Below are 19,403 nucleotides of genomic sequence, written 5' to 3'. Positions count from 1 at the left end.
GCAAGGTCTTGGGCGAACCGCCTTTCAGCCCGAATTAAGCTTTTGGGTCGACAGGATCCGCATCGTCTTCCTGCTCACCGTCTTTTTCTGGCGTTTCTGGTTCAGCATCTTCTTCAATGGATGGGGCTTCATCAGGCAGTGACATACCAGAAAGCTTGGCCACTTCGTCATGAAGCTCTTTGATTTGCTCTTTAGACATGGCCGTCATTACGTACTGATGACGCTCATCAATATCATCGATATCGAAGTTCGTGCCATGAGCCACCAATCGAGCCTGCATGATGAAATTCAAGCGGTTCCACTGACGAGTGACCTTCTCCATTTTTTGCAGTTGCGCTTCTTTCTCTTCCTTGCTGGCATTTTCTGATAACGCTTCAACCGACTCGGGAAAGGTCTGCTCTGAGCAGAAGTCCATGAAGTCGTAACGATCCAAACCAGACAACTGAGTGAGGGTAACTTTATCGTCACCCACAGGAACCGTCTTTTGCTTTAGAAATGTAGCCATGGATTAAACGCCTCCTTCTGCAGGCTGCGCTTGTTCAGCCAATAGCATTTCCGCGAGTTTTGGTTTGCCAACGTTTTTGATTTTTAGTGTTCGAGTGATCTTTTCTTTAATCGTTACCGCTTTACCCCATGAGTTAAGGTAACCAGAATAAGCATCCACAGTGCCATTCGGGTACTTGGTTCGATATTCGGTAACAGTACCGTTCACTACATCATCAGAAAGTTGTTGTTGACCTGGTTCACCAGGTTTCCAAACTAACGTGATGGTCGTATCACCTGCTGACTTTTGACCCGGAGTGGTCTTTGCCCAGTCCGCATCAGGATCGTCTAGGTAGTTATCTTCTTCATCTTCAACCGTAACTTCACCTGGTTGAATTTCTTTGACGCCGCCTAATTTTTCCCATTTGGCGTCATCAAGGTAATCTGCAGTAGTAAGCAGTTCTTGGTCGTCTTTTTTGCGCCAAAACGAGGTTCCAGCACCTTTGATTGCTTGAGTTGGGTCCGACATGATTAAACCTCTTCGGTGTATTCAATAGTAAATGTTAAAACCGAGGAACCCCATGGGGCCCCCTCTTCGCGTACATAAGAAAAACCAGAACGATTACACAGACTGAGCAAACCATTAGCGGTGTAGTGACGATCAATTACGTCCCGAACTTTCTCACTAAAGGTATCGAGGTCGTCATCCAGTTGATTGGTGGCCAAGTCCATAATCTCTACAGCAAGTACCGAGCTCCACTCCTCTTCATCAAAATCCTGCCCAGTGGATTCACCATCAAGCAAGTAGACCGAAATGGCTGGAACTTCGAGGTATCCTGTCTCACCGTCATCACTGGCTGTAACTGGTTCACCTCGGCCAGAAAAATAAGCAGCGATAAGGGGTTGCCCTTCACTGTCAATTAGTGCTTTTTCCAAGTCAGAAATGATCTGCTTTCGAATTTGTTTGTTAATTTCCACGCCCTACCTCCCGACGAACGATTAACCGAACCTGCTGGCCCATTGCATACATCAACTCTTTAGGCATATCTTTATCAATCAAACGACTACAGTTAGTTTCAAAAGCCGACGTAATCTCTTTGTAAATAGGAATAGCGCACATCTTGATTGGGTAACGAGCGTCACTAGTACGCTGCATAATGTGCCATTTACCATTCTTCAGCTTCTGCAGAAAAGCATTGTCAAACTTATGCTTACCCACTTTTATGGACGTAAAACCAGAAACTTCGCGCTTGGTATAACGTCCATCTTTAGCACGGGTTGCACTTTGCACCTGGTAACGCCCTTTTTTACGCCGAATTTGTGTACGAGCTTCCCCTATGTGAATTGCTGGAATATCGGTACGCCTTACTCGAACATAAGCGACAGGCTGTTTTGGTGAGGCTTTTTTGGATACTCGGGCATAACGTCTGATGACTTTTTGCTGAACCTTGACCGCCTTAGAGGTGTCTTTTACTGAATGGCTAATAGCTCTCTTAGCGATTCGGTTTATTGCCATAGAAGCTGCACTTGGTACCGCTTTTTCGTCTAAAGCACTGAGGTTCTTTACTGCAGTTGCCAACTGGCGGTCTAGTTCATTCATTTCAGATCAAAGCTAATTAAGCCATCATGATACTCAGGTACATCAGCAACCATATGGCTGCGGCCTTTATAGGTAACTTTGTCACCTTTGCGAACCTTCACACCTGATGAACCAGAGATAGACAAACGGGTCACATTGGCAGCCATCATCCCAAATTGATCTTGTGATGTATTTGGAACCACTTTTGCAGACCGACCCGCAATGGTGGCTGACTCTCCGAATGCACCAAATAAAGCAGCATCCATTTCAGCCATAGATTGAGACCAATTACTCATCTTCGTCCTCTTCGACTTCAAGATCGTCTTCTGGAATCCAGACTGCTTTCTTTTGGCCAACCAGAGAACGGGCTTCAGACGGTGTAATGTCGAAGCCTTGCCCCACTTCTAGTGCCGTTTCAGGCTTCAATAATTGACCGCGACAGCGAAATGGTTGTGTAACTAAAATTGCTTTGACTGACATTTGTTTCTCCAAATAAAAAGCCACTCGATTGAGTGGCTTAGCTAGTAGTTTTTGGTTGATTAGGCTGCTGGTTTTTTACCTAGGCAGAAAGAAGCAGGATGGCGAACAGTTACATCAGCGTCTTGGAATGCAACAACACGCAAGCGCCCTTTCGCACTATGAGTGTATGGGTCAATAGTCAGGTCTAGGCCTCCCCACAAACCAATCAGCATTTCGGACCAGACGCCAAACCAATAATCACCGTTGTTGATCTGGTTAGAAATGTGCGTGCCGTAGCCGTTTACAGTGTTACCCCCTTCCCAAATAGGTGAGCCGTTGGTATTAGCAAACTTTTGAGTTGTCTTACAGTGACCACGGCCAGTAGCGTTCATCATGTAAAGCATGGAACCAACATCAGCATTGTCAGCAGTTATCTCTGTTTCCATGTTTACAATTTCTTGGAACGTCGGATTAACCGCAGTGAAATCTACACCGTTCACACCCGTGATGTTTGCAAGACCAAGCGGTTGATCACCACCAGTGCCGTACAAGGCAGCTTTATCAATAGTAAGAGCCAGAGCTTTAGCAATATCCGCACGAGCCAACATCTCAACATCTGGTGAAGACTGCATCAGCATCTTACGGGTCATTTCTACTAGCGCAGCACAAGTACGGTTTTGTAGGCCACGCTCACCAAAGGTGATTTCAGATAAGGTTGCATCTACATCTTCACCAAGCCAATAGCCCGTAGCGCCACCCTCTTGAGTCGGGATAGATAAATCACCGACTAGGCCTGTTAGCGTAGTTGCGTAGTTCATGACTGCTGATTTGTTATAGAGCATATCAATGAAGCTACCCGCCATATGGTCAGTAGCAATCAAATTGCTACCGGAACCACCAGCACTTACTGGCGCAGCTGCACGAAGAACATCGTTAGGTACAATAATACCTTGTGCTTCACGCTTCATTTTATCGGCTGCGGCTTCAGAGGCTTCAAGCTCAAATGCAGCTGCACGACGATACTTTTCATTCGTAGGTTGAGACAGGTAACGCAGAACGTTCAGAAATGAATACTGACGAATTTCATTGTCAGACAAGCCAATGTCTGGGCTGTCTGCAACCGTTGGTGTTGCGCTACGTGCTCCCGCTGGTTGACCGCCATTCTCAGACGCAGCATCAAGTAAGGCGCGTTGGTAATCGGCAGCTGTCTTCTTTTTGTCTCGAAGATAAGGGTTAGGATCAACACCACGACTTCCGTATTGCTCGAACAGGTCTAAAATATCACGCACACGGTTTTGTTCTGCTTCAATACCAGCTTGACGTTCTGTGTTGGACTCCTCAAGAACTTCAATAATCTCAACAATCACATCGTTCTCATCAACTTTTGCACGAACTAAGCGGCCACTGGCATCACGCAGGGTTTTAGTCTTCATATTGGATTCACTCCGGTTTTCAATTTCACGTTCATTTTCTGTTGCGCCAGTTGGGATGATGATCCCCATATCACGCAGGTGGTTTTGGTATTTGGTTGTATCTAAGCTGCGCCCAACACCAACGGAAGGGTCAGCGGGAACCGTGACAAAAGACAGCTCGAACGGCTCCCAATCTGTCACACGATAGGTGCGAACATCATCCGTATCACTTTCAAGAACCATCGCATGGACGATGTAACCAATAGAAACGTGCTTACGAATGCCATCTTTAACGTCCTGCCAAATTTCCTCAGCTCTTGGGCTAGTACCGAACCGAACAACCGCTCGGCCCTTATTCTTTTCGATTCGAGCTGATTCAATGACACCAACTAGATCGTCCCAGTCATGGTTAACCAAGGCAGAAGCGCCAGCATCAAAACGTGCCATGCGTACTGCACCAGATGAATGGTCGAGGACTTCATAGCCAAACCAACGCTCAACTGGATATTCGCTAGAGAAAGTCAGTTCAACCGTACGGTTTTCTTCATCCACTGACTCAACCGTGTAGTTTCGATACACAGGTTGACCTGTGACCTGACGAATCAGATCACTCGTCGTCAGTTTCGTCTTCTTCTTGCTCACTTTGATTTACTCCTGCAGGTTGCCCGGTGGCTTTTATTCCCAAAATCTGGGCTATCATTTCGTCTGGAATCCCTTCAGCTCTCATTGCCTTGATGTCCTCTGCATATCCCTTCCAGACATCTACAGGCTCACGACCAGATTCACGTATTGCTTCACCAGGGGACTTACGACCATTTTCTTGAGCTTCGGTAATGGCTTTCTCTTCTTTAAGAGGGTCAATCCATTCCCAACGGCGAGGTTGCCAATCTGCTTCTAGAAATTTGCTTAAGCGGCTAGCTGGGATAGGATTACCATTGGAGTTAATGACTTTTCCGGCAAGCAATGAATACTGAAGCCAACGTTCATAAACTCGATGGCAAACCGACTCTATGAACCATTCTTGTAACTCTTTCCACCCGTCACGTTCGTCAAGCTTGCCTTGGCGAATTGAACTAAGGTTGACACCTTCCAAGTCATTGGCGTACGTGTTGTAAGCCATACCTTGACCCGTAGCCATTCCTCGCAACATATGCTTTGAGAACGTTGCCGTCTCTGTTGAAGGAAAATCCGGCGAGTAATCAACAGGAGTAAAGCCTGGAGGCAAAGTCACAACCGTATTGGGTTCTAACTCAATCTCTGGCTCTTCAAACTCTTCGGATTCATCCGGTTCATAAACATCAGCGTCTGCTTGAAGTACCAGTGTTTTACTCGCACCCGCTCTGGCGTTTACAACAGAAGCTTCTTCAAACCCAGAAAGGTTACGCATTCGACTTAATGATGTGTGATTCCATGGAATACCACGGAATTGCTCAGGATGCTCTTGGTCATAAACGTGCAGCATGTCTTCAGCGGAAACACGTTCAAACTCTTTACCTCCATGGCGAAATGCTTCAGCCAAAACACCTGCTTTTGTTTCAACTAAGTAAGCCACCAGGCGTCCATAAGGGGTCATTTCTATGCCGTTTCGAATTACGTTTCCGTTTGCTAGTCGGCTTTCGTTGACCTGAATCGGTACTCTTAGAGGGTCTATGAGCTGAATAGCAAATCCCCAGGGACCAGCATGTGGGCCTTCAACGATTCGTATGAACGCTTCACCGCTCCCTACTACCGTATTGAGAATGACACGCTTGGCTCTGCGCCAATCAAGACGCCCATCAACGGTACAGTTTTCGCGTCGTCCCCACTTTTTAAAAGCTTTCTCAACGGCGGCATTTCCGTTGGTATCCAATGAACCATCATGCTCTTTGCCCCGAACTTGAAGAACAATACCTTTATGCCCGAGTACATTTTTACGAACTTCTCGGACAAACCCTCGGGCATAGTCATTGTTACTGATCTGTTCGCGTGAGCGAGCGACTAAAACCGCGAGTTTTTGATCAATCACCTTGCCAATGGGCACAGGTGAAGAATCCCAAGTACTATTGTTTCTGTCTGGATCAGCTGCCGAGAATAGGCTTCGAGAAACAGGACTCAATTTGACATATGGCGTCTTGCGACGTTTCTTTTTGGCCTCTGGCTTAGCGTTGCGATTAAAAGGATTCCACATCAGCGCATCCTCACTTTATGAACTGTCAGAAGACCTCGGCCAGACTTCTTACGCTTCTCCTGATTCACCCTATTGAGAAATCGCTGCTCTAACTGCAGCAGTTCACTCAACGGGGTCTTCTCCAGACTACGACCACCAAACGACAGCTTAAGCTGATCAGATGTAGCACGATTGGTTAACGTAGCCTGAATAGCTGCCAATGCTTTCTCTGCTTCGCTGCGAGGGTCATGTACATCCAATGCTGCCAAGTCTGGCAGTACAGTTAATCGGCTGGTAAGAGGCTGATATACATCGGTGCCATCAGTTACACGCAACACAACGCTGTATTCTTCTGCGGGCCAGTTCGCTGTCTCGCTTGCTGGTACTGAGAATCGGAACGCATCACCCTCCGGTGTGCCGACAATGTCAGCCTTACCGGATGCGGAACGGAGATAGATTGTGGCTACCCAAGAACTAGCGGGGTAATCTGGATAAGAGAGTGTGAAGTTGACCGACAGACCTGAAGTGATCTTTGTCGGTATTACCATGATTTAGCAAAATTTCCTTTTCGCCGTACTAAGCGGCGCTTGCGTTTTTTCAACTTAACAGGCTTACGCTCTTCCTCGTCTTCCTGCTCGTCTGCCTCATCGGCTACCGATTCAGGTTGAGTTTCTTCCTCATCATCAATCGGTTTTGGTTTCTTTCGGTCAAGTCGTAGCATTCTGGCCACCATATAGTTCATACCTTCACAGTCGAGAAAGTGGTTGTCTTTACTGACTCGATTCCACTCTCCTTTTTCATCATCAAACTCCTCAGCAACAATCTGCTTACAGTAATCTTCTGAGACATCGGAAGGCAGTAACCAATCACCAACGGTGCCGCGTTTCCAACGGACACGGTTATGTACCCACGCTTTCGCCAAGCTGGCATCAAAGTCCCATCGCTTGTCACCACGCTTTCTAACCTTGCCCTGCTTATCAACTTCAACGCGAGTGACACGAAAAGGTTTGGGGAGCTTCTGCCAACCCATTAACGCTCGTGCACGAGTTTTATGGCGACGAACCCAGGCATAAACCTCATCAGTTCTGTAGCCTGCATCGACACCGCACTGCCTGATTTTTAAGTTCCCCCATTCATGCTCCATCAAGTCATCTAGTTCACTCCATACCTCCGGCTTATCGGTATCCCCCCATAGCTCGCCAAACTCAATCAGGCGTGATGACATACCATCAACCCAACCGCGTACGATATAAACAAGACGGTTTTTCTGGACATCCACAGTACAAATTAGTGTGTGTACCCCATCAGGAACTTCACCTGATGAGAACGTCGAGCGTAGCTTGTAGACTTCTTCCCATTCAGGAGCATCACCAACAACAGCAAATATTTCTCCAAACCCTGTGTTATAAACCGAGAGTAATTGGTGTGGGTCACCGCTTCTCTGCGCTTGAAGGAGTTTTCTGGCTAGATAGCCATAACTCTTTTTACCGGAGAACGAGCAAAGACCACTCACCCAAATACTGAAGTGGTTGTTGTCTTCCAGTGGATGAAGCATGGAATGAAATGGGACGACGGTCGATTCATCACCCTGTGTAATCAATACAGAGCTGTCGTCGTACTTCTTAGCATATTGCCCAGGAGCAATAGCAACACCTTGAGCGTTCATTACTTTGCGGTGTTTGTCTTCAATCTGTCCCCCACAATGAGGGCAGATTAAACGGGCTTCACGCGATGCAGCTGCGGGAGAGCTTTCATTCTCTGTGCCTTTGCCTGGCCACCAAAGTAGATCACTTCGTGGTATGAAATACTCACCGCAATCTGGGTCAGGACATGGGACAGCCCATTCATGTCGAGTTCCTTGTTCCCACTCCAACCAAATCGGGCTAGACACTTTGCCTTTTGGTGCCACTGCCCAATGAGTCATCCCTGTTTCAGGGTGTTCATAGGTACTTGCCTTACCATGCGTTGGCGTACTAGTTAACCCAAGCTTTGAGTCGATATAAGCATCACCACGCGCTTCTGCAATTTCCGCTAATGAGCCCTCACCTGTTGCATTGGTATCAGGACGGTCTAACTCATCAACTAGCGTGATAACCGCAGAATCCGATGCCAATTCGGTTGCCGAACCAGCCCATGCAAAACGCAAAGACACGCCCCCAATACGCTTTTTATGTTTGGGACTTTTATCATCGTACTTTAACCACAGCGTTGAGCACTCTCGGAACATCTCCATTATTTTGGGCTCAACGACGTTATTAATATTCGACTCGGTCGGCCCCACATAGATGATCGGTGCAGGTTGGTCATCAAGGCGCCATCCAATCACGTTCTGCATCGTGGCCGACTTTCCCATCTGCGTTCCCATAACAAAGGTGATTTTTGAATAAGCAGGGTCGGCAAACGCGACGCAAACAGGAATCATGTATGGCGTTGAAGTCGTATCAAACGGACCAGGTATTGGCGAACCCGGAGGCATAATTCTATTCTCAGTTGCCCACTGCGCAGCATTCCTCAGCGGCTTCGCTCTGATCATCTCTGCTACGTTTTGCAAGATACTCAGCAACGAACGCACTGAGGTGGTCAGCGGTGGCAGTGCGTATACGTCGAGCTTCTCGGTCAATTGTGTTTTTGCATTTGGCGGGTTCATGTTCTGACGCTACCTCTAAAGCTGTTCGAGCCCCTATGCCATCCAGCTCACTACCAAATAAGTTTCCAACCATGTAAAGGAACTGAGCTAACTCTCCCAAATCCATCACTGTTTCTTCGGCCTTTTGAGCTTCAATTTCAGCTTTGCGGCGTTTGGCAGCAGTGAGTAATAAGTCTTCACCGTCTTTGGTGCCAACTTTTGGGCTACTGTGCTCTTTCTCGTACTGGCCAATTTGCTTTTTGATTTCGCGGTCGATAATCCACTGAATGGCTTTATCTGTTTCAATGATTAGAGGCTTACCTCGTCCACCACCGCCTTGGTGTGGCAAGCCCTCTTTGATGAGGTCGCCCACCCACTTCGGTGAGTAACCCATAATTCGAGCAAATTCATTTCGGTTTACTTCAGCCATAGCGACATTCTTCTAGCGTTACGCGTTATGGTTCACTCCCTTCTCGACCCACCCGATAGAAGGGAGTAAAAACCGGACATTAAAATGAGGCGGAATCGGCGAGTCTCAGCCCCGTGGGTTATTGAACCTCTGGGAAGGACCCGCAATCTTTCGCAGCCCTTGTGGGACAAGGCGTGAGTGGGATTTGACTTGAAATTAATTGAACAGCGTTTTTAAACCCAATTTTCACCGTGATTTTCAACCACTCAAAAAACGCTGAAATCAGGCGTTTTTGGGGTCAAAACCAGTAAAACTCCCTTCTACTCCTTTCTCGGTTTTTTGGTCATTTAGACGTCTAAACATCCAAATAAACACCTATCACCACAATTAACAGATTTTCTTAAGAGTTAAATCGGTCAGCGATGCGTGAAGCCTTATCGATTCTAAGCTCACACTAGATGATCATGTTTTAGGATCTTCCCGCGATCTTCCCATGGAAAAAAATAAAGCCCTGCAGATCTAACCAATTGTGATAAGTCTGCAACGCCTTAAGTTTCAAGGCTTCCGTTGTCGTGTGTATGTAAGCTTGGTCTAGGTCTGACATCTTGTGATTAAGAATGCGTTCACGTACAAACTTATCGACACCTAAGTCAGTCAGCCTAGTGCCAACTAACTTACGGCAATGGTGGCTAGTAAACTCACCCTCACTCCATTCCGCATAAGTACTGTTGGCCGTGTCCTTACAGATGGGTGCATCACCTTTCGCATTGGGAAATATAAACTTTTGTCCTTCCTTTTGGGTAAGGCGATACTGTTGAAGTAGGTTTCTAATCTGCCAGGTCATCGGTAACATCAATGCTTCACCGTTCTTGGCATTACAGGCGGGGATTCGCCAGATATTCTCATCCCAATCTATATGGCTCCATCGAGCTAAGCGGGTTTCACGAATACGTGTCCCGTGCGCTAACTGCATCAACACAAACACCTGCTTCTGCACTGAGTGTGTCTTTAACCTATCAAGCAATTGGCTCACATCGTCAGACTGAATTTTTCCCTCATTAGGCGTAATTTTCTTGCTGATGAAGTCCGTAAACACCATCGCAGCCACTGGGTTTGAAGCTATGTGTTCTTCACGATATGCCTGGTTGAACGCTGCTTTTAAAATGGCAAAGTAACCTTTAACTGTTCTAAGTTCATAGCGCTCACGCAGCGGCCAAACCAATAAATCCTTGATATGATGCTTCCGAATATGAGTAAGAGGCAACTCCCCAAGAGCTGGTAACAAGTGATTAAAGACCACCGACTTAACGGCACTTTTCCTCTCTGAAGAGATATCCTTGTTCGACTCAATATGCTGCACATACCAGCGCAAGCAATCACCAAAACAGGTCCAGTCTGTAACCACTTGGTCCGTATCCGTCGCCATCCTAGCAATCTTTTGGGGTAACAACTCAAACAGTGCCTTAGCGCTTAGACGAGGCCAAAGTCCAAGCCGCTCCCATTTTGGTTTGCCGTGTTTTCCGTTGTTCTTTCGTTTATCAATCAACCACCAAGTAGCACTCTCGCGAGACTTGTGAAAACGAAGCTCTAAAGCATATCTTTCATCCCTAAGCCTCGTGACAGTATCACTTTTCAAATAGCTTTTAATTTTCGTATCAGAGATACGCAACCGTACTGTAGTCATAGAGTTAAACCGCTAAATCTGTCTCTCCAGTGTCACGCCGCTTCTTCGCCTGTGGCTGACGTTTCCAGTAATGAAGGGGAGTTTCACCCCTCAGCTTGTGCCTTATTGACTTTCTTCGTGCGCTCTCATGTTAAGGATTAAGCAACGGGTCAGGTTACTTCATGGTCATAGCTAACACAGAGAAACAGCGAGGCACCAACGCATGTCCGTGAAGACATTGGGAATAGGGTCACCACCGTAAGCACTGTTACTAAATGGCCGAAGCCTGGCAATGCTCGACGACATTGCAAATCGTTAACGTCTTTGCTCTTGGTGGTGAAAATGGGTTTACTGCTCTTTACCTAGGTGCTTTTTCACAATATCAATCAAGCGATCGTCCGTGTCGGTCTTGGTGTTTTTGGCATGAGCATCAGCAATAGTGATAAGCAGCTCAGTCACCGATTCAGGGCTAAGTAGCTTTGCAGCCCAGTAACCAAGCAAGCTTTTAAAGAAGGTAAACAAGAAAACTTTCATAGTATTAGCTCCAATAAAAAAGCGGCCGTTATAGGCCGCTTCTAATTCAGTATGTCTTTCGGGAATTTATCGATGAAGTCGGAGACCTCTCCTGCTCCTTTATGTGTGTTGTAATACGTTTTCCAATATAGTGCCAAGGCAGGAATATCACCTGGACTAGGTAAAGACTTAGGAACACGCAAGTAATGCACTCGGCACATCGCCACCGCATAAGCTAAGTTAGTGATAAGTTCCTGTGCTGTACCTTCTTTTACGAGTTGGCTTACCTTTTCTTTCAACTCAGTACGATAAGCCAAATAGTTTTGCCAAATATCTTCATGAGTGGCAGGTTCCATCTGCACAATACCTAGAGCCGGACCATTGCCAATTTGCTTAAGGTATTTGGCTCGGCTCTCAACAAAGATAGTGCCGACCACCAATTGCTCTGCTGATACACTATACAAGCCAAGCTGCTTTAAAGTCGGCCTAACGACTAATTCGGTCAGTTGCTTTGCATCCATCTATTTTCTTCCCCTGTTTACGCCTATCGAAATGAACCCAGATATCAAAAATTAACCTCGCAATTACAACGACAAGACCACCAATGGAAATTAAATTGGCAATGGTGATATCGGGGCTACTGGTAGCCAACTCACTGGATTGTTGGGCCTTAGCCGCCACAGTTTCGCTGAATACGCTGACACCAGTACCGCCACAATAAGCGATTAGCCTACCTTTCCATTCATGGAGGTTTTCAAGAAATGTCTTAACCATGTGGAACTCTTAGAAACCAAAAAGCACCCGAAGGTGCTCCAATACAGTTTTGTTGAGATATAAAAAAACCCCGCCGAATGGGCGAGGTTTTGCATAATGGAAAGAGTGCGCCATTTAGGGGTGAATGTCAATAATCATCCTTTACGTTTTTTTCTCTCAAGAACTTCTACTGTTGGTTTATGATACAGCCCAACTACAAAGTGTCTGACATAAAACTCGGGGCCATTTCCTTCATTGAGCATATGTTTAGTTGAGAAGCGAAGCTTATCTTCCCTTTCATCCTCAATTTGAACATTTTCAGCTTGAAGACCTTTCTTCCACTGCCCCATGGCAAAAGAGGCTCCGGATGGAGAATTATCATAAAATATAATTCCACCTTGATTTGCATGCTCTCCACCGGATGCATAGCTATCTAAAAGCTGATCAAATAGACCTTTTCGACCATAGGCATACCCTCCCCACAACTTAGCTTCGCCCACCCAAGTAAAAAGTATTCCCTCAGGAGAGCGTACTTGTAGGTGTAAATCACAGTGTCCCCCTTTTTGAGGGTCATGGAGAGCAGATGGATACAAGTGTACTAATTGACTCAATAAATGATCTGTGAGCTCATCTTCACCTTTAGTTTGGTGATGCTGCTTACCAGATTCAGTTGTAGATATGATATTTTCAAGGTCAGTGTATATACGACTAACAAATTGCTTATAGGTTGTCGGCGAGTGACGCTCAATCAATGCCTTAATACTAGGGTTATTCGCTAATATGGTGCTCATATCGGCTTCTAGTACTTGCTCTATGATTTTATCATTCTGCATCATATTTTCGATGCCATCCCATCATTAGCAATCACATTGTAGCTATCTGACAGTTTGTTTCTGAAGATAGGAAAAACTCGAGACTGAAACTGGTCTATTTCGATTAACTCACCTTCAAAGTAGAACTTTCCCTCACTCAGAGCCTGCGCGTACTCACGTTTATCAATAACTTCAAGCAGCTCAGTATATGTGTCGTTATATAAGCGATATTCCACATCCAGAACTTCAAAAGGATGTACTGTAAGAACAAAGGCAGCTTCAATCAATGCGTTATCATTTCTTCGAGCTTCACCTAGCGCAACTCTCAAGCCACTTAGAGTTAGCTTATCCTGATTTCTTTCACGCTCTAGAAATTCAACGATCTTTCTAGACATTGTAAAAACTGGAGAGTCGGTATAACCCTCCAGTTCAATCAACCGTGTTTTAGCACTTTGCAAACTAGTAGTAGCCATGTCTATGAAGTTATAAATAATGTAATTAACGTATCAAACCGCAAATGGACGAACATTTTTTATAGCAAAGTCCAGATCTTTCAATCTAGAGCACTTTAATACAGAAAAGTCCGATAAAGGTTGCGCAGTATCTAGCATTGCAGCTTTACCCGCAAGATCTATCTCGACAACCGTTCGTTCATCCGCTAGACCAAAAGACCAACTCTTACCAACAGCAAACTTTGCATGAACATAGCCACCGCCCTCTCCAGCGCCATGGTACTTATCTTGTTTTAAACAAATCTGTCCACGTGATAACTTCAATCTAACTGGATTTCCATCTGAGGTAACGTGCCCCAAACGAACAATTCGGCCATCAGCTGCTCTGTATAGAGGGTCAATAGCATCAAAAACATTAAGTGGATTACCTAACACACCTATTGTTAGTTGCTCTATGTAATTCTTCGTTAAAAATAGTTGATCACGACTTTGATGTACAGAAAGCCCATTTCTATCTACCGAAAGAATCGCAGTTTCTCCAGCTTCATCCCAGTATAAAATATGAAACAGCTGTCTGTACTCTTTGGTTACATAGTAGAAATATACGTCGTCATTTTTTACCAGATCTTGACCCGTCTTGTTTAGATAAGGTGAACCATCCATTTCTAATTCATGTTCCGTTACCGTTGACAAAACGACATACTGATATTGTTGCCCATTAATATCTAACACCCCCTTTTCCATGGGATGTACTTGATTCTTCTTTATCTTAGCTAGAACACCTTGATCGGTAATTGGAAACGGGTAAGCTTTTTTCAGAACAACATTAGTGGAAAGCTTCAAATCACTGAAGAATTTTTTAAGGTTAGATTTCCTGACTGCGTCCTTTACGCTGTACAACTCTATATGACGGCTTCCAAGATGAACACAACTTTCGCCACACCCTTCAATAAAGCTCCCATGGGAAGCGTCAGATGCAGCTAATGTAATGATATCAGCAAACATCTCTTTCTTACCTTTAGGGAAGCTACGTTTAAACTGACTTTTCATAGCTCTTCTAGCTGGGTGAAAACCCAAGCGTTCAAAGATAAAGTTTAGCTGTGATTCAATTAATTTAGTCATGAAGTACCTTGATTACTTATACCACCTAGCATACGAGACGACTTTAAGTTACAACATACCAATTGCAATAGTAAGGAAATTAACTAATTAATTTGCAATCAATTTTACTTTTTTATGGTTCCATCACGTTTTACTTATATTAACCTCATCATCAAGAAGGCACTTAATAAAGAGCGCCTTAAAAATATGACAAAGTCACCCATAACAAGATGGTATTGGCGTTTGAGTGCCAAGCAAGAAAGTACAAACGAAACCGGCAGGTGAAAATTGGGACAAAGCGAAGTAGATAATTTTATTGATCGAGAAGAATTGGCCGCTGGCGCAGCCAAAGGAATGTTAAAGCCTATTGACAGACAAAAGACTCATATGTTTTATACTTTTTTGTTAATTATGTTTGAAAGCTCTGCCCCTTTGAAACACCACTTTTTTGATTGGCTATACAAACAAATTTCTTTAGTGGGATACTCATCCGGTGGATTACCAAATACAATATCTGCGAACGATTTCTTTGGCAAATATGCTGCAGAAGATGTCGTTAATAGCTCGGACTTCGTACTCGAAGAAATCACTGGATGAGTTGTTTTAAACTGCTCATACCTCCCTCTAACCTCGCCATAATCAATAGAAAATGCCGTTAGAACTCCCTCTTCATCACCTTTATTCCGGATAGTTAAAACGCATTCTTTATCCCTACACCATACGTCTACAAGCTCTAGCTCAAAGTTGTTTTTACTAAATTTGCTGTAGGAAAACTTCGCAAAATCTACAACACCAACCCCCAAAGCTCCTGAGGCAATAGTACTGAAAAGCCACATTTTTTTAGTTAATTTTACTTCTGACAACTTTTTTCCTCATTGATTCTTTACACTTATTATTCGGTTTGAGCCGCTAATCCACCTATAATGCAAACTTTACTTTTCAATTTCAATTTAAATTCAATAAGTTAACGTTCACAAAACAAACAAACCCACCAACTCTCATTTAATCATAAGTCAGTGACAGATCACCACCTAATCCACCCTCTCCTTCTCTATCCTCTCCATTAGCGCCAACATCGCAGCATTGCGCTTAGCGGCTAGCCAATCTGCTAGGCCATCGAGGACGGGATGGTACTGGCGTTTGAATACTGAGAACGTACAAACAAAACTACCAGAACACATTGCGGCGAAGCGGCTTTCTAAGTCCCACGCGACTCGGCCGTCGTTGCAATGCACGCATTTTCGGTAGTGGCGGTTTGGTGCTCGGTACTTACCGCTGCCGCCACAGCAAGAACAAATACGGCCTTGTGGTGTGATCGCCTCTTCCACAGCTGCGCGCACAATGGCTACGAATGCGGCTTCACTCTTTTGACCGCGCCAGTCATCGGTCAGCGTATACAGTTCCGCGAGCACCGCCTTTTCCAGTGCTCTTCTCGATTGCGCGTTATCCAGTAACTCCACAAACAACACCAGAAAACCGACCGGAGATTCCTTCCAGGTAATCCCCACCATGCCGAGCTGGTCTTCCAGAGAAAATAAGCCTTTTCCGCCCTTTTGCGGTTCGTAATTTATGCCTTTTAAATCGAACTTAGCCAATAACGTTTCTGGTCGCATTTATGCTACCTCCTTGCTGTTCCTCACCTGTTTGCGAAAACTCTCCCACGTAAAGCTCACCCACTCACAGCTCTCCAACAAACGCTCCATCACTCGGGCTCCAAGAACCTGAGTCAGGTCATCAGATTTCAGATTGGTCAGAATGCCGGTTGGCTTCTCGTTGGTATAGCGTGAGTCGATGATGGTGTTAATCATGATCGCCTCGTGGTCATTCATTCGCTGCACCCCAACCTCATCCAACACCAACAAATCGACCTGAGCTAAATACTTCAGAAACTGAGCTTCTGTAACGTTCGATTGGCGGTTGTACTTATCGCGAATTTTCATCATCAACTCAGCGACCGTAATCACCAACACTGTACGATTGCGCGTCATCAACGAGTTCGCCATTGCACAAGCCAGATGGTTTTTGCCCGTTCCTGTCGATCCAGAAAATACAAAGTTTTTCTCATCACCTTCCAAGAACTCAGAAACCCAACGGCGAGAAACACTAAATGCCTGACGTTGGCCTTGGTTCTCCGTCACGTAGTTGGCAAATCGACACTTCAAGTGCTTCTTGCCTACTCCACTGCGGCCAAGTAAATCCTGAACTTTGCTCTGCTGGTAGTTCTGATACACCGCATGGCTTTGCTTCTCGACTTCCTGCTGAGCAAGTTGAGCCATCTGCTCTGGCGTGTACGGCACAACGTTCGCAGGCATCGCTTGCTGTAATTTTTGGTAAAAGCTGCTCATTGGTCACCTCCGTCTTGGCGGTCTTTGAACCACTGAGGTGGTCCGTAATCATCAGGGTTGGTTTGGTCTGAAAACTGCTCCACCGGAATTAGCTTCGAGTTTGGCGAGGACGATTTAAGGCTAAACAACCCTTGCCACTCGTTGTCGATGGATTGCTCAATGATTTGGCGCTGCATGCTCACCACGTTCTGGGAGAGCTTGAGCAAGTCGAGCATTTTGGTGCGCTCGCCCCGCTCAGTTTTGAAAGGCTTTTTGATTCGCTTACGGAATGCCAGGTACTCAGCCCAAGCATCTTGATCGAGCAGGGCTGGAATTTGTTCTTCAGGAACCAAGCTACTCGTGATGGGAGACTTTTTGTTTACTTTTTCTGTAGTAGTCTCTGGTAATCTCTGTGTAGTCTCTGTTTTAGTTTGGCTGATTGGTACAGCACTGCTTGGCGCATTTGTACGTTCTAGTTTGGCGCATTCCGCCAAACCAGTTTGCTCCATTTGTGCAATCAAGTTTGGCTCATTAATGCGGTAGAAAACTCGGCAAGGAACACCTTGCTTTTTCTCTTCCAAAATACCTAACTGACGCAGCTTTTTACGTGCAGTATCAAGCTCTCTTCGAGTCATGCCCGTTTCGTCTTGCCACTCTTCCTGAGTTTTGTAAAACCACCCTGAAGCGTTCGTTCTTCGGCTCCAGTAAATGCTCTGGCTAAGCATTAATGCGCCTGTGATACCAATGCCCATCTTCACAAACGATCGATGAAAAGCGATGGGTCTATCCAAATACTCAATCACACCGCAGTCCCCGCTTTCATGGATTCAAAGATTTCCATCGCTTTAGTCCATGATACGACGAAACGACAAACACCGTTATTGGCCACCCAGATATAGCAGCCGTGATAGTTCTGTAAGCTAAGGCTCATTGCACAAAGTTCTCCTAGTTAGATGCGTGTTATGTGGTGGTCAGCCACTACGCTTTTGATTAGGCAGCTTTCTTCGCCATTAACGACTCAAGGTATTCCAGAAGTGGCGCGTGAGATGCCTTCGCCTCCTGCACTTCTCGATACGCATCGCGCAGCTGGTCAATGTTCGCGTTCTCCCCCAAAGAGATCACCGCACGGAATGCTTCAGATGTTTCTTTGTTGTGGTTATGCAAGAGCAAATCTCGGCTTAAGTTTGCATCACTCGCACCAATGCAAGTGACAGAGAACCCAAGCGGGTTAAGAAATTGGTTAAGCATGTCGCTTGCGCGTTTGGCAGGCATCGCCTTAAGCACCGCAGGTAACAAATCCATCATCGTGGCTTTGGCCTCTACGCTGGTGCGCTCGACATAGCGGAAAAAGTTCTGAGCATTGTTCTTGTCATCAGCGCCCGGTACTTTAAGTAGCTCTTTACGCTGCGCATCAACCTCGTGCTCAAGATCGAGTTTGTGATACAAGCTCGCGACACGGTGAGCAATACACTCTTTACTCAGTTCAGTGCGCCAACTTTCTATTGCGTTACGCATAACGCTTTTAAAACTGTTATTCATGGTTTTTCCTTACTGGTTGTTTGTACAGAATGCTGTGAATCAGCCTAAATTTTTAAGTTGCGTTATTCTTCTAACGGTCACTTTGAGAATAAATGCACTCCATAGACTTGGTCATAAACGCAAATGGTCGTTTATAGAGACCATCTGGTTAGGGTTTGGAAACACTTGCTCAAAAGTACAGTTGGCACCAAGCTCATTCAGTGAATTTACGATGTCCCAGCACTGATTGAAGCTTGGGCAACGGCGTCCTTTCTCGTAGTGGTAAATAGAGCCTGGTTCTATCCCTGACTTTTCTGATAAAGACTTTACTGAGATAGAAAACTGCTCCCGTATTTCTCGTATTCTTTGCATGTACACCTCTAAATCAAAAAACAACTACAATGTACATTATGTATATATTAAGATCAACACAATGTACATTATGTCAATTGCATCATTTTGTACGAAATGTACATTTATGGAATGAAGATGAATTGGACAGATCTGGTTAAAGCCAGAATTAAAGAACTTGGGATCACCCAAGAAAAACTAGCTGAGTTAGTTGAAGTAACTCCTGGCGGAATGGGTCATTGGTTGAACAAACGAAGAGAACCAACGTTAGAACAAATAGCTAAGATCCTCAAAGCTGTTCAGCTTGATAAGTTGGTATTGCATTCAGATGGTACACTTGAGTATCCAGATGATGCTTTGGGCAACACCTCTGTAATAGACATACAACCATCGTTTACACAGTCTTTTCCCGTGCTAAGTTCAGTTCAAGCAGGTAACTGGTCAGAGGCTGTCGAGCCTTATACTATCGAAGAGATTAGTGAATGGCACCAAACAACCGAACGTACAAGTGGTCGCTGTTTTTGGTTAAGAGTCAAAGGCGACTCCATGACGTCTCCAACAAGTATTAGCTTTCCAGAAGGAACTCTCGTTCTTGTCGATACAGAGAAAGAAATAGAGAATGGCTCTCTAGTTGTAGCAAAACTAGTTGATGTAAATGAAGCCACATTTAAAAAGCTAGTTATCGATGCAGGACAAAAGTTTTTGAAGCCGTTAAACAGCTCTTACCCACAACTGCCCATCAATGGTAATTGCAAAATCATAGGCGTGGTAGTAGACGCAAAGATGAAACTCTTCTAGATTC

Annotated in this window: 26 protein-coding genes; 1 reads left to right on the top strand and 25 read right to left on the bottom strand. The window is 45.2% G+C overall.

Annotation, left to right across the window (positions count from 1 at the left end; translation table 11 throughout):
- Positions 1-34: 34 nt before the first annotated feature.
- From MTF70_RS11390 to MTF70_RS11275, 25 genes are all read right to left on the bottom strand, one after another.
- Positions 35-505, bottom strand: a complete 471-nt coding sequence (locus MTF70_RS11390; RefSeq protein ID WP_248394009.1) for a phage minor tail protein G — start codon at positions 503-505, stop codon at positions 35-37.
- A 3-nt stretch (positions 506-508) separates the two neighbouring features.
- The gene (locus MTF70_RS11385) at positions 509-1,012 is read right to left on the bottom strand and encodes a phage tail tube protein (RefSeq protein WP_029822208.1); all 504 of its coding nucleotides are present in this window, start codon (positions 1,010-1,012) and stop codon (positions 509-511) included.
- 2 nt (positions 1,013-1,014) lie between these two features.
- The gene (gpU, locus tag MTF70_RS11380) at positions 1,015-1,461 is read right to left on the bottom strand and encodes a phage tail terminator protein (RefSeq protein ID WP_025632822.1); all 447 of its coding nucleotides are present in this window, start codon (positions 1,459-1,461) and stop codon (positions 1,015-1,017) included.
- Entirely contained in the window at positions 1,451-2,083 is a 633-nt protein-coding gene (locus MTF70_RS11375) for a phage tail protein (RefSeq protein WP_025632824.1), read from the bottom strand. The genes gpU and MTF70_RS11375 overlap by 11 nt, the downstream gene beginning before the upstream one ends.
- Positions 2,080-2,358 (bottom strand): sugar transporter, encoded by a 279-nt coding sequence (locus MTF70_RS11370; RefSeq protein WP_176310922.1) that lies wholly within the window; start codon positions 2,356-2,358, stop codon positions 2,080-2,082. The genes MTF70_RS11375 and MTF70_RS11370 overlap by 4 nt, the downstream gene beginning before the upstream one ends.
- Positions 2,351-2,542: a hypothetical protein gene (locus tag MTF70_RS11365; protein WP_206946611.1), complete on the bottom strand. Its 192-nt coding sequence runs from the start codon at positions 2,540-2,542 to the stop codon at positions 2,351-2,353. Before MTF70_RS11365 ends, MTF70_RS11370 begins: the two co-directional genes overlap by 8 nt.
- Before the next feature lie 59 nt (positions 2,543-2,601).
- Positions 2,602-4,575, bottom strand: coding sequence for a phage major capsid protein (locus tag MTF70_RS11360; protein WP_248394007.1), 1,974 nt, complete (start codon positions 4,573-4,575; stop codon positions 2,602-2,604).
- Complete coding sequence (locus MTF70_RS11355; protein WP_248394005.1) at positions 4,541-6,100, bottom strand: phage portal protein; 1,560 nt, start codon at positions 6,098-6,100, stop codon at positions 4,541-4,543. The genes MTF70_RS11360 and MTF70_RS11355 overlap by 35 nt, the downstream gene beginning before the upstream one ends.
- Complete coding sequence (locus MTF70_RS11350) at positions 6,100-6,627, bottom strand: hypothetical protein (RefSeq protein ID WP_248394003.1); 528 nt, start codon at positions 6,625-6,627, stop codon at positions 6,100-6,102. Before MTF70_RS11350 ends, MTF70_RS11355 begins: the two co-directional genes overlap by 1 nt.
- Positions 6,621-8,555, bottom strand: coding sequence for a terminase gpA endonuclease subunit (locus tag MTF70_RS11345; protein ID WP_238966310.1), 1,935 nt, complete (start codon positions 8,553-8,555; stop codon positions 6,621-6,623). The genes MTF70_RS11350 and MTF70_RS11345 overlap by 7 nt, the downstream gene beginning before the upstream one ends.
- Positions 8,556-8,565: 10 nt before the next feature.
- Entirely contained in the window at positions 8,566-9,135 is a 570-nt protein-coding gene (locus MTF70_RS11340; RefSeq protein WP_025632836.1) for a terminase small subunit, read from the bottom strand.
- Between the two features lie 448 nt (positions 9,136-9,583).
- A complete protein-coding gene (locus tag MTF70_RS11335; protein WP_238966309.1) occupies positions 9,584-10,540 on the bottom strand; it encodes a tyrosine-type recombinase/integrase in 957 nt (318 codons plus the stop codon).
- Positions 10,541-11,125: 585 nt separating this feature from the next.
- On the bottom strand, positions 11,126-11,311 hold the full coding sequence (locus MTF70_RS11330; protein WP_025766795.1) for a hypothetical protein: 186 nt from the start codon (positions 11,309-11,311) through the stop codon (positions 11,126-11,128).
- Positions 11,312-11,352: 41 nt separating this feature from the next.
- Complete coding sequence (locus MTF70_RS11325) at positions 11,353-11,811, bottom strand: hypothetical protein (protein ID WP_238966308.1); 459 nt, start codon at positions 11,809-11,811, stop codon at positions 11,353-11,355.
- Positions 11,777-12,064: a hypothetical protein gene (locus tag MTF70_RS11320; RefSeq protein WP_053807284.1), complete on the bottom strand. Its 288-nt coding sequence runs from the start codon at positions 12,062-12,064 to the stop codon at positions 11,777-11,779. The genes MTF70_RS11325 and MTF70_RS11320 overlap by 35 nt, the downstream gene beginning before the upstream one ends.
- Positions 12,065-12,198: 134 nt before the next feature.
- Positions 12,199-12,879: a hypothetical protein gene (locus MTF70_RS11315; RefSeq protein WP_140050692.1), complete on the bottom strand. Its 681-nt coding sequence runs from the start codon at positions 12,877-12,879 to the stop codon at positions 12,199-12,201.
- Complete coding sequence (locus tag MTF70_RS11310; RefSeq protein ID WP_238966307.1) at positions 12,876-13,250, bottom strand: hypothetical protein; 375 nt, start codon at positions 13,248-13,250, stop codon at positions 12,876-12,878. The genes MTF70_RS11315 and MTF70_RS11310 overlap by 4 nt, the downstream gene beginning before the upstream one ends.
- Before the next feature lie 111 nt (positions 13,251-13,361).
- The gene (locus tag MTF70_RS11305; protein ID WP_238966306.1) at positions 13,362-14,429 is read right to left on the bottom strand and encodes a hypothetical protein; all 1,068 of its coding nucleotides are present in this window, start codon (positions 14,427-14,429) and stop codon (positions 13,362-13,364) included.
- A gap of 371 nt (positions 14,430-14,800) precedes the next feature.
- Positions 14,801-15,271 carry a hypothetical protein gene (locus tag MTF70_RS11300; protein WP_248394001.1) on the bottom strand — a complete coding sequence of 157 codons (471 nt, stop codon included), beginning with the start codon at positions 15,269-15,271 and terminating at the stop codon, positions 14,801-14,803.
- Positions 15,272-15,439: 168 nt separating this feature from the next.
- The gene (locus MTF70_RS11295; protein WP_248393999.1) at positions 15,440-16,021 is read right to left on the bottom strand and encodes a hypothetical protein; all 582 of its coding nucleotides are present in this window, start codon (positions 16,019-16,021) and stop codon (positions 15,440-15,442) included.
- Positions 16,022-16,753 (bottom strand): ATP-binding protein, encoded by a 732-nt coding sequence (locus MTF70_RS11290; RefSeq protein ID WP_248393997.1) that lies wholly within the window; start codon positions 16,751-16,753, stop codon positions 16,022-16,024.
- Positions 16,750-17,535: a hypothetical protein gene (locus MTF70_RS11285; protein ID WP_248393995.1), complete on the bottom strand. Its 786-nt coding sequence runs from the start codon at positions 17,533-17,535 to the stop codon at positions 16,750-16,752. Before MTF70_RS11285 ends, MTF70_RS11290 begins: the two co-directional genes overlap by 4 nt.
- Positions 17,532-17,663, bottom strand: coding sequence for a hypothetical protein (locus MTF70_RS24355; protein ID WP_282450772.1), 132 nt, complete (start codon positions 17,661-17,663; stop codon positions 17,532-17,534). The genes MTF70_RS11285 and MTF70_RS24355 overlap by 4 nt, the downstream gene beginning before the upstream one ends.
- 59 nt (positions 17,664-17,722) lie before the next feature.
- On the bottom strand, positions 17,723-18,271 hold the full coding sequence (locus tag MTF70_RS11280) for a toxin YdaT family protein (RefSeq protein ID WP_025632637.1): 549 nt from the start codon (positions 18,269-18,271) through the stop codon (positions 17,723-17,725).
- A 111-nt stretch (positions 18,272-18,382) separates the two neighbouring features.
- Positions 18,383-18,622, bottom strand: coding sequence for a helix-turn-helix transcriptional regulator (locus MTF70_RS11275; RefSeq protein WP_074191183.1), 240 nt, complete (start codon positions 18,620-18,622; stop codon positions 18,383-18,385).
- A gap of 117 nt (positions 18,623-18,739) precedes the next feature.
- Between MTF70_RS11275 and MTF70_RS11270 the strand changes: the two genes are divergently transcribed.
- On the top strand, positions 18,740-19,399 hold the full coding sequence (locus MTF70_RS11270) for a S24 family peptidase (RefSeq protein ID WP_308414589.1): 660 nt from the start codon (positions 18,740-18,742) through the stop codon (positions 19,397-19,399).
- The last annotated feature ends 4 nt before the right edge of the window (positions 19,400-19,403 follow it).

Origin of the sequence: Vibrio sp. 2CM40D, assembly GCF_023161825.1 — a bacterium.
Lineage (GTDB): Bacteria > Pseudomonadota > Gammaproteobacteria > Enterobacterales > Vibrionaceae > Vibrio > Vibrio alginolyticus.
The sequence above is the reverse complement of the archived record's forward strand: the minus strand, read 5'-3'. Positions and strand labels throughout refer to the sequence as shown.

Bases quoted from the DNA above. Each gene is read 5' to 3' on its own strand.
- MTF70_RS11390 (WP_248394009.1), bottom strand. From the start codon at position 505: ATGGCTACATTTCTAAAGCAAAAGACGGTTCCTGTGGGTGACGATAAA.
- MTF70_RS11385 (WP_029822208.1), bottom strand. From the start codon at position 1,012: ATGTCGGACCCAACTCAAGCAATCAAAGGTGCTGGAACCTCGTTTTGG.
- MTF70_RS11375 (WP_025632824.1), bottom strand. From the start codon at position 2,083: ATGAATGAACTAGACCGCCAGTTGGCAACTGCAGTAAAGAACCTCAGT.
- MTF70_RS11370 (WP_176310922.1), bottom strand. From the start codon at position 2,358: ATGAGTAATTGGTCTCAATCTATGGCTGAAATGGATGCTGCTTTATTT.
- MTF70_RS11365 (WP_206946611.1), bottom strand. From the start codon at position 2,542: ATGTCAGTCAAAGCAATTTTAGTTACACAACCATTTCGCTGTCGCGGT.
- MTF70_RS11355 (WP_248394005.1), bottom strand. From the start codon at position 6,100: ATGTGGAATCCTTTTAATCGCAACGCTAAGCCAGAGGCCAAAAAGAAA.
- MTF70_RS11350 (WP_248394003.1), bottom strand. From the start codon at position 6,627: ATGGTAATACCGACAAAGATCACTTCAGGTCTGTCGGTCAACTTCACA.
- MTF70_RS11345 (WP_238966310.1), bottom strand. From the start codon at position 8,555: ATGCCTCCGGGTTCGCCAATACCTGGTCCGTTTGATACGACTTCAACG.
- MTF70_RS11340 (WP_025632836.1), bottom strand. From the start codon at position 9,135: ATGGCTGAAGTAAACCGAAATGAATTTGCTCGAATTATGGGTTACTCA.
- MTF70_RS11335 (WP_238966309.1), bottom strand. From the start codon at position 10,540: ATGGCGACGGATACGGACCAAGTGGTTACAGACTGGACCTGTTTTGGT.
- MTF70_RS11330 (WP_025766795.1), bottom strand. From the start codon at position 11,311: ATGAAAGTTTTCTTGTTTACCTTCTTTAAAAGCTTGCTTGGTTACTGG.
- MTF70_RS11325 (WP_238966308.1), bottom strand. From the start codon at position 11,811: ATGGATGCAAAGCAACTGACCGAATTAGTCGTTAGGCCGACTTTAAAG.
- MTF70_RS11320 (WP_053807284.1), bottom strand. From the start codon at position 12,064: ATGGTTAAGACATTTCTTGAAAACCTCCATGAATGGAAAGGTAGGCTA.
- MTF70_RS11315 (WP_140050692.1), bottom strand. From the start codon at position 12,879: ATGATGCAGAATGATAAAATCATAGAGCAAGTACTAGAAGCCGATATG.
- MTF70_RS11310 (WP_238966307.1), bottom strand. From the start codon at position 13,250: ATGTCTAGAAAGATCGTTGAATTTCTAGAGCGTGAAAGAAATCAGGAT.
- MTF70_RS11305 (WP_238966306.1), bottom strand. From the start codon at position 14,429: ATGACTAAATTAATTGAATCACAGCTAAACTTTATCTTTGAACGCTTG.
- MTF70_RS11295 (WP_248393999.1), bottom strand. From the start codon at position 16,021: ATGCGACCAGAAACGTTATTGGCTAAGTTCGATTTAAAAGGCATAAAT.
- MTF70_RS11290 (WP_248393997.1), bottom strand. From the start codon at position 16,753: ATGAGCAGCTTTTACCAAAAATTACAGCAAGCGATGCCTGCGAACGTT.
- MTF70_RS24355 (WP_282450772.1), bottom strand. From the start codon at position 17,663: ATGAGCCTTAGCTTACAGAACTATCACGGCTGCTATATCTGGGTGGCC.
- MTF70_RS11280 (WP_025632637.1), bottom strand. From the start codon at position 18,271: ATGAATAACAGTTTTAAAAGCGTTATGCGTAACGCAATAGAAAGTTGG.
- MTF70_RS11275 (WP_074191183.1), bottom strand. From the start codon at position 18,622: ATGCAAAGAATACGAGAAATACGGGAGCAGTTTTCTATCTCAGTAAAG.
- MTF70_RS11270 (WP_308414589.1), top strand. From the start codon at position 18,740: ATGAATTGGACAGATCTGGTTAAAGCCAGAATTAAAGAACTTGGGATC.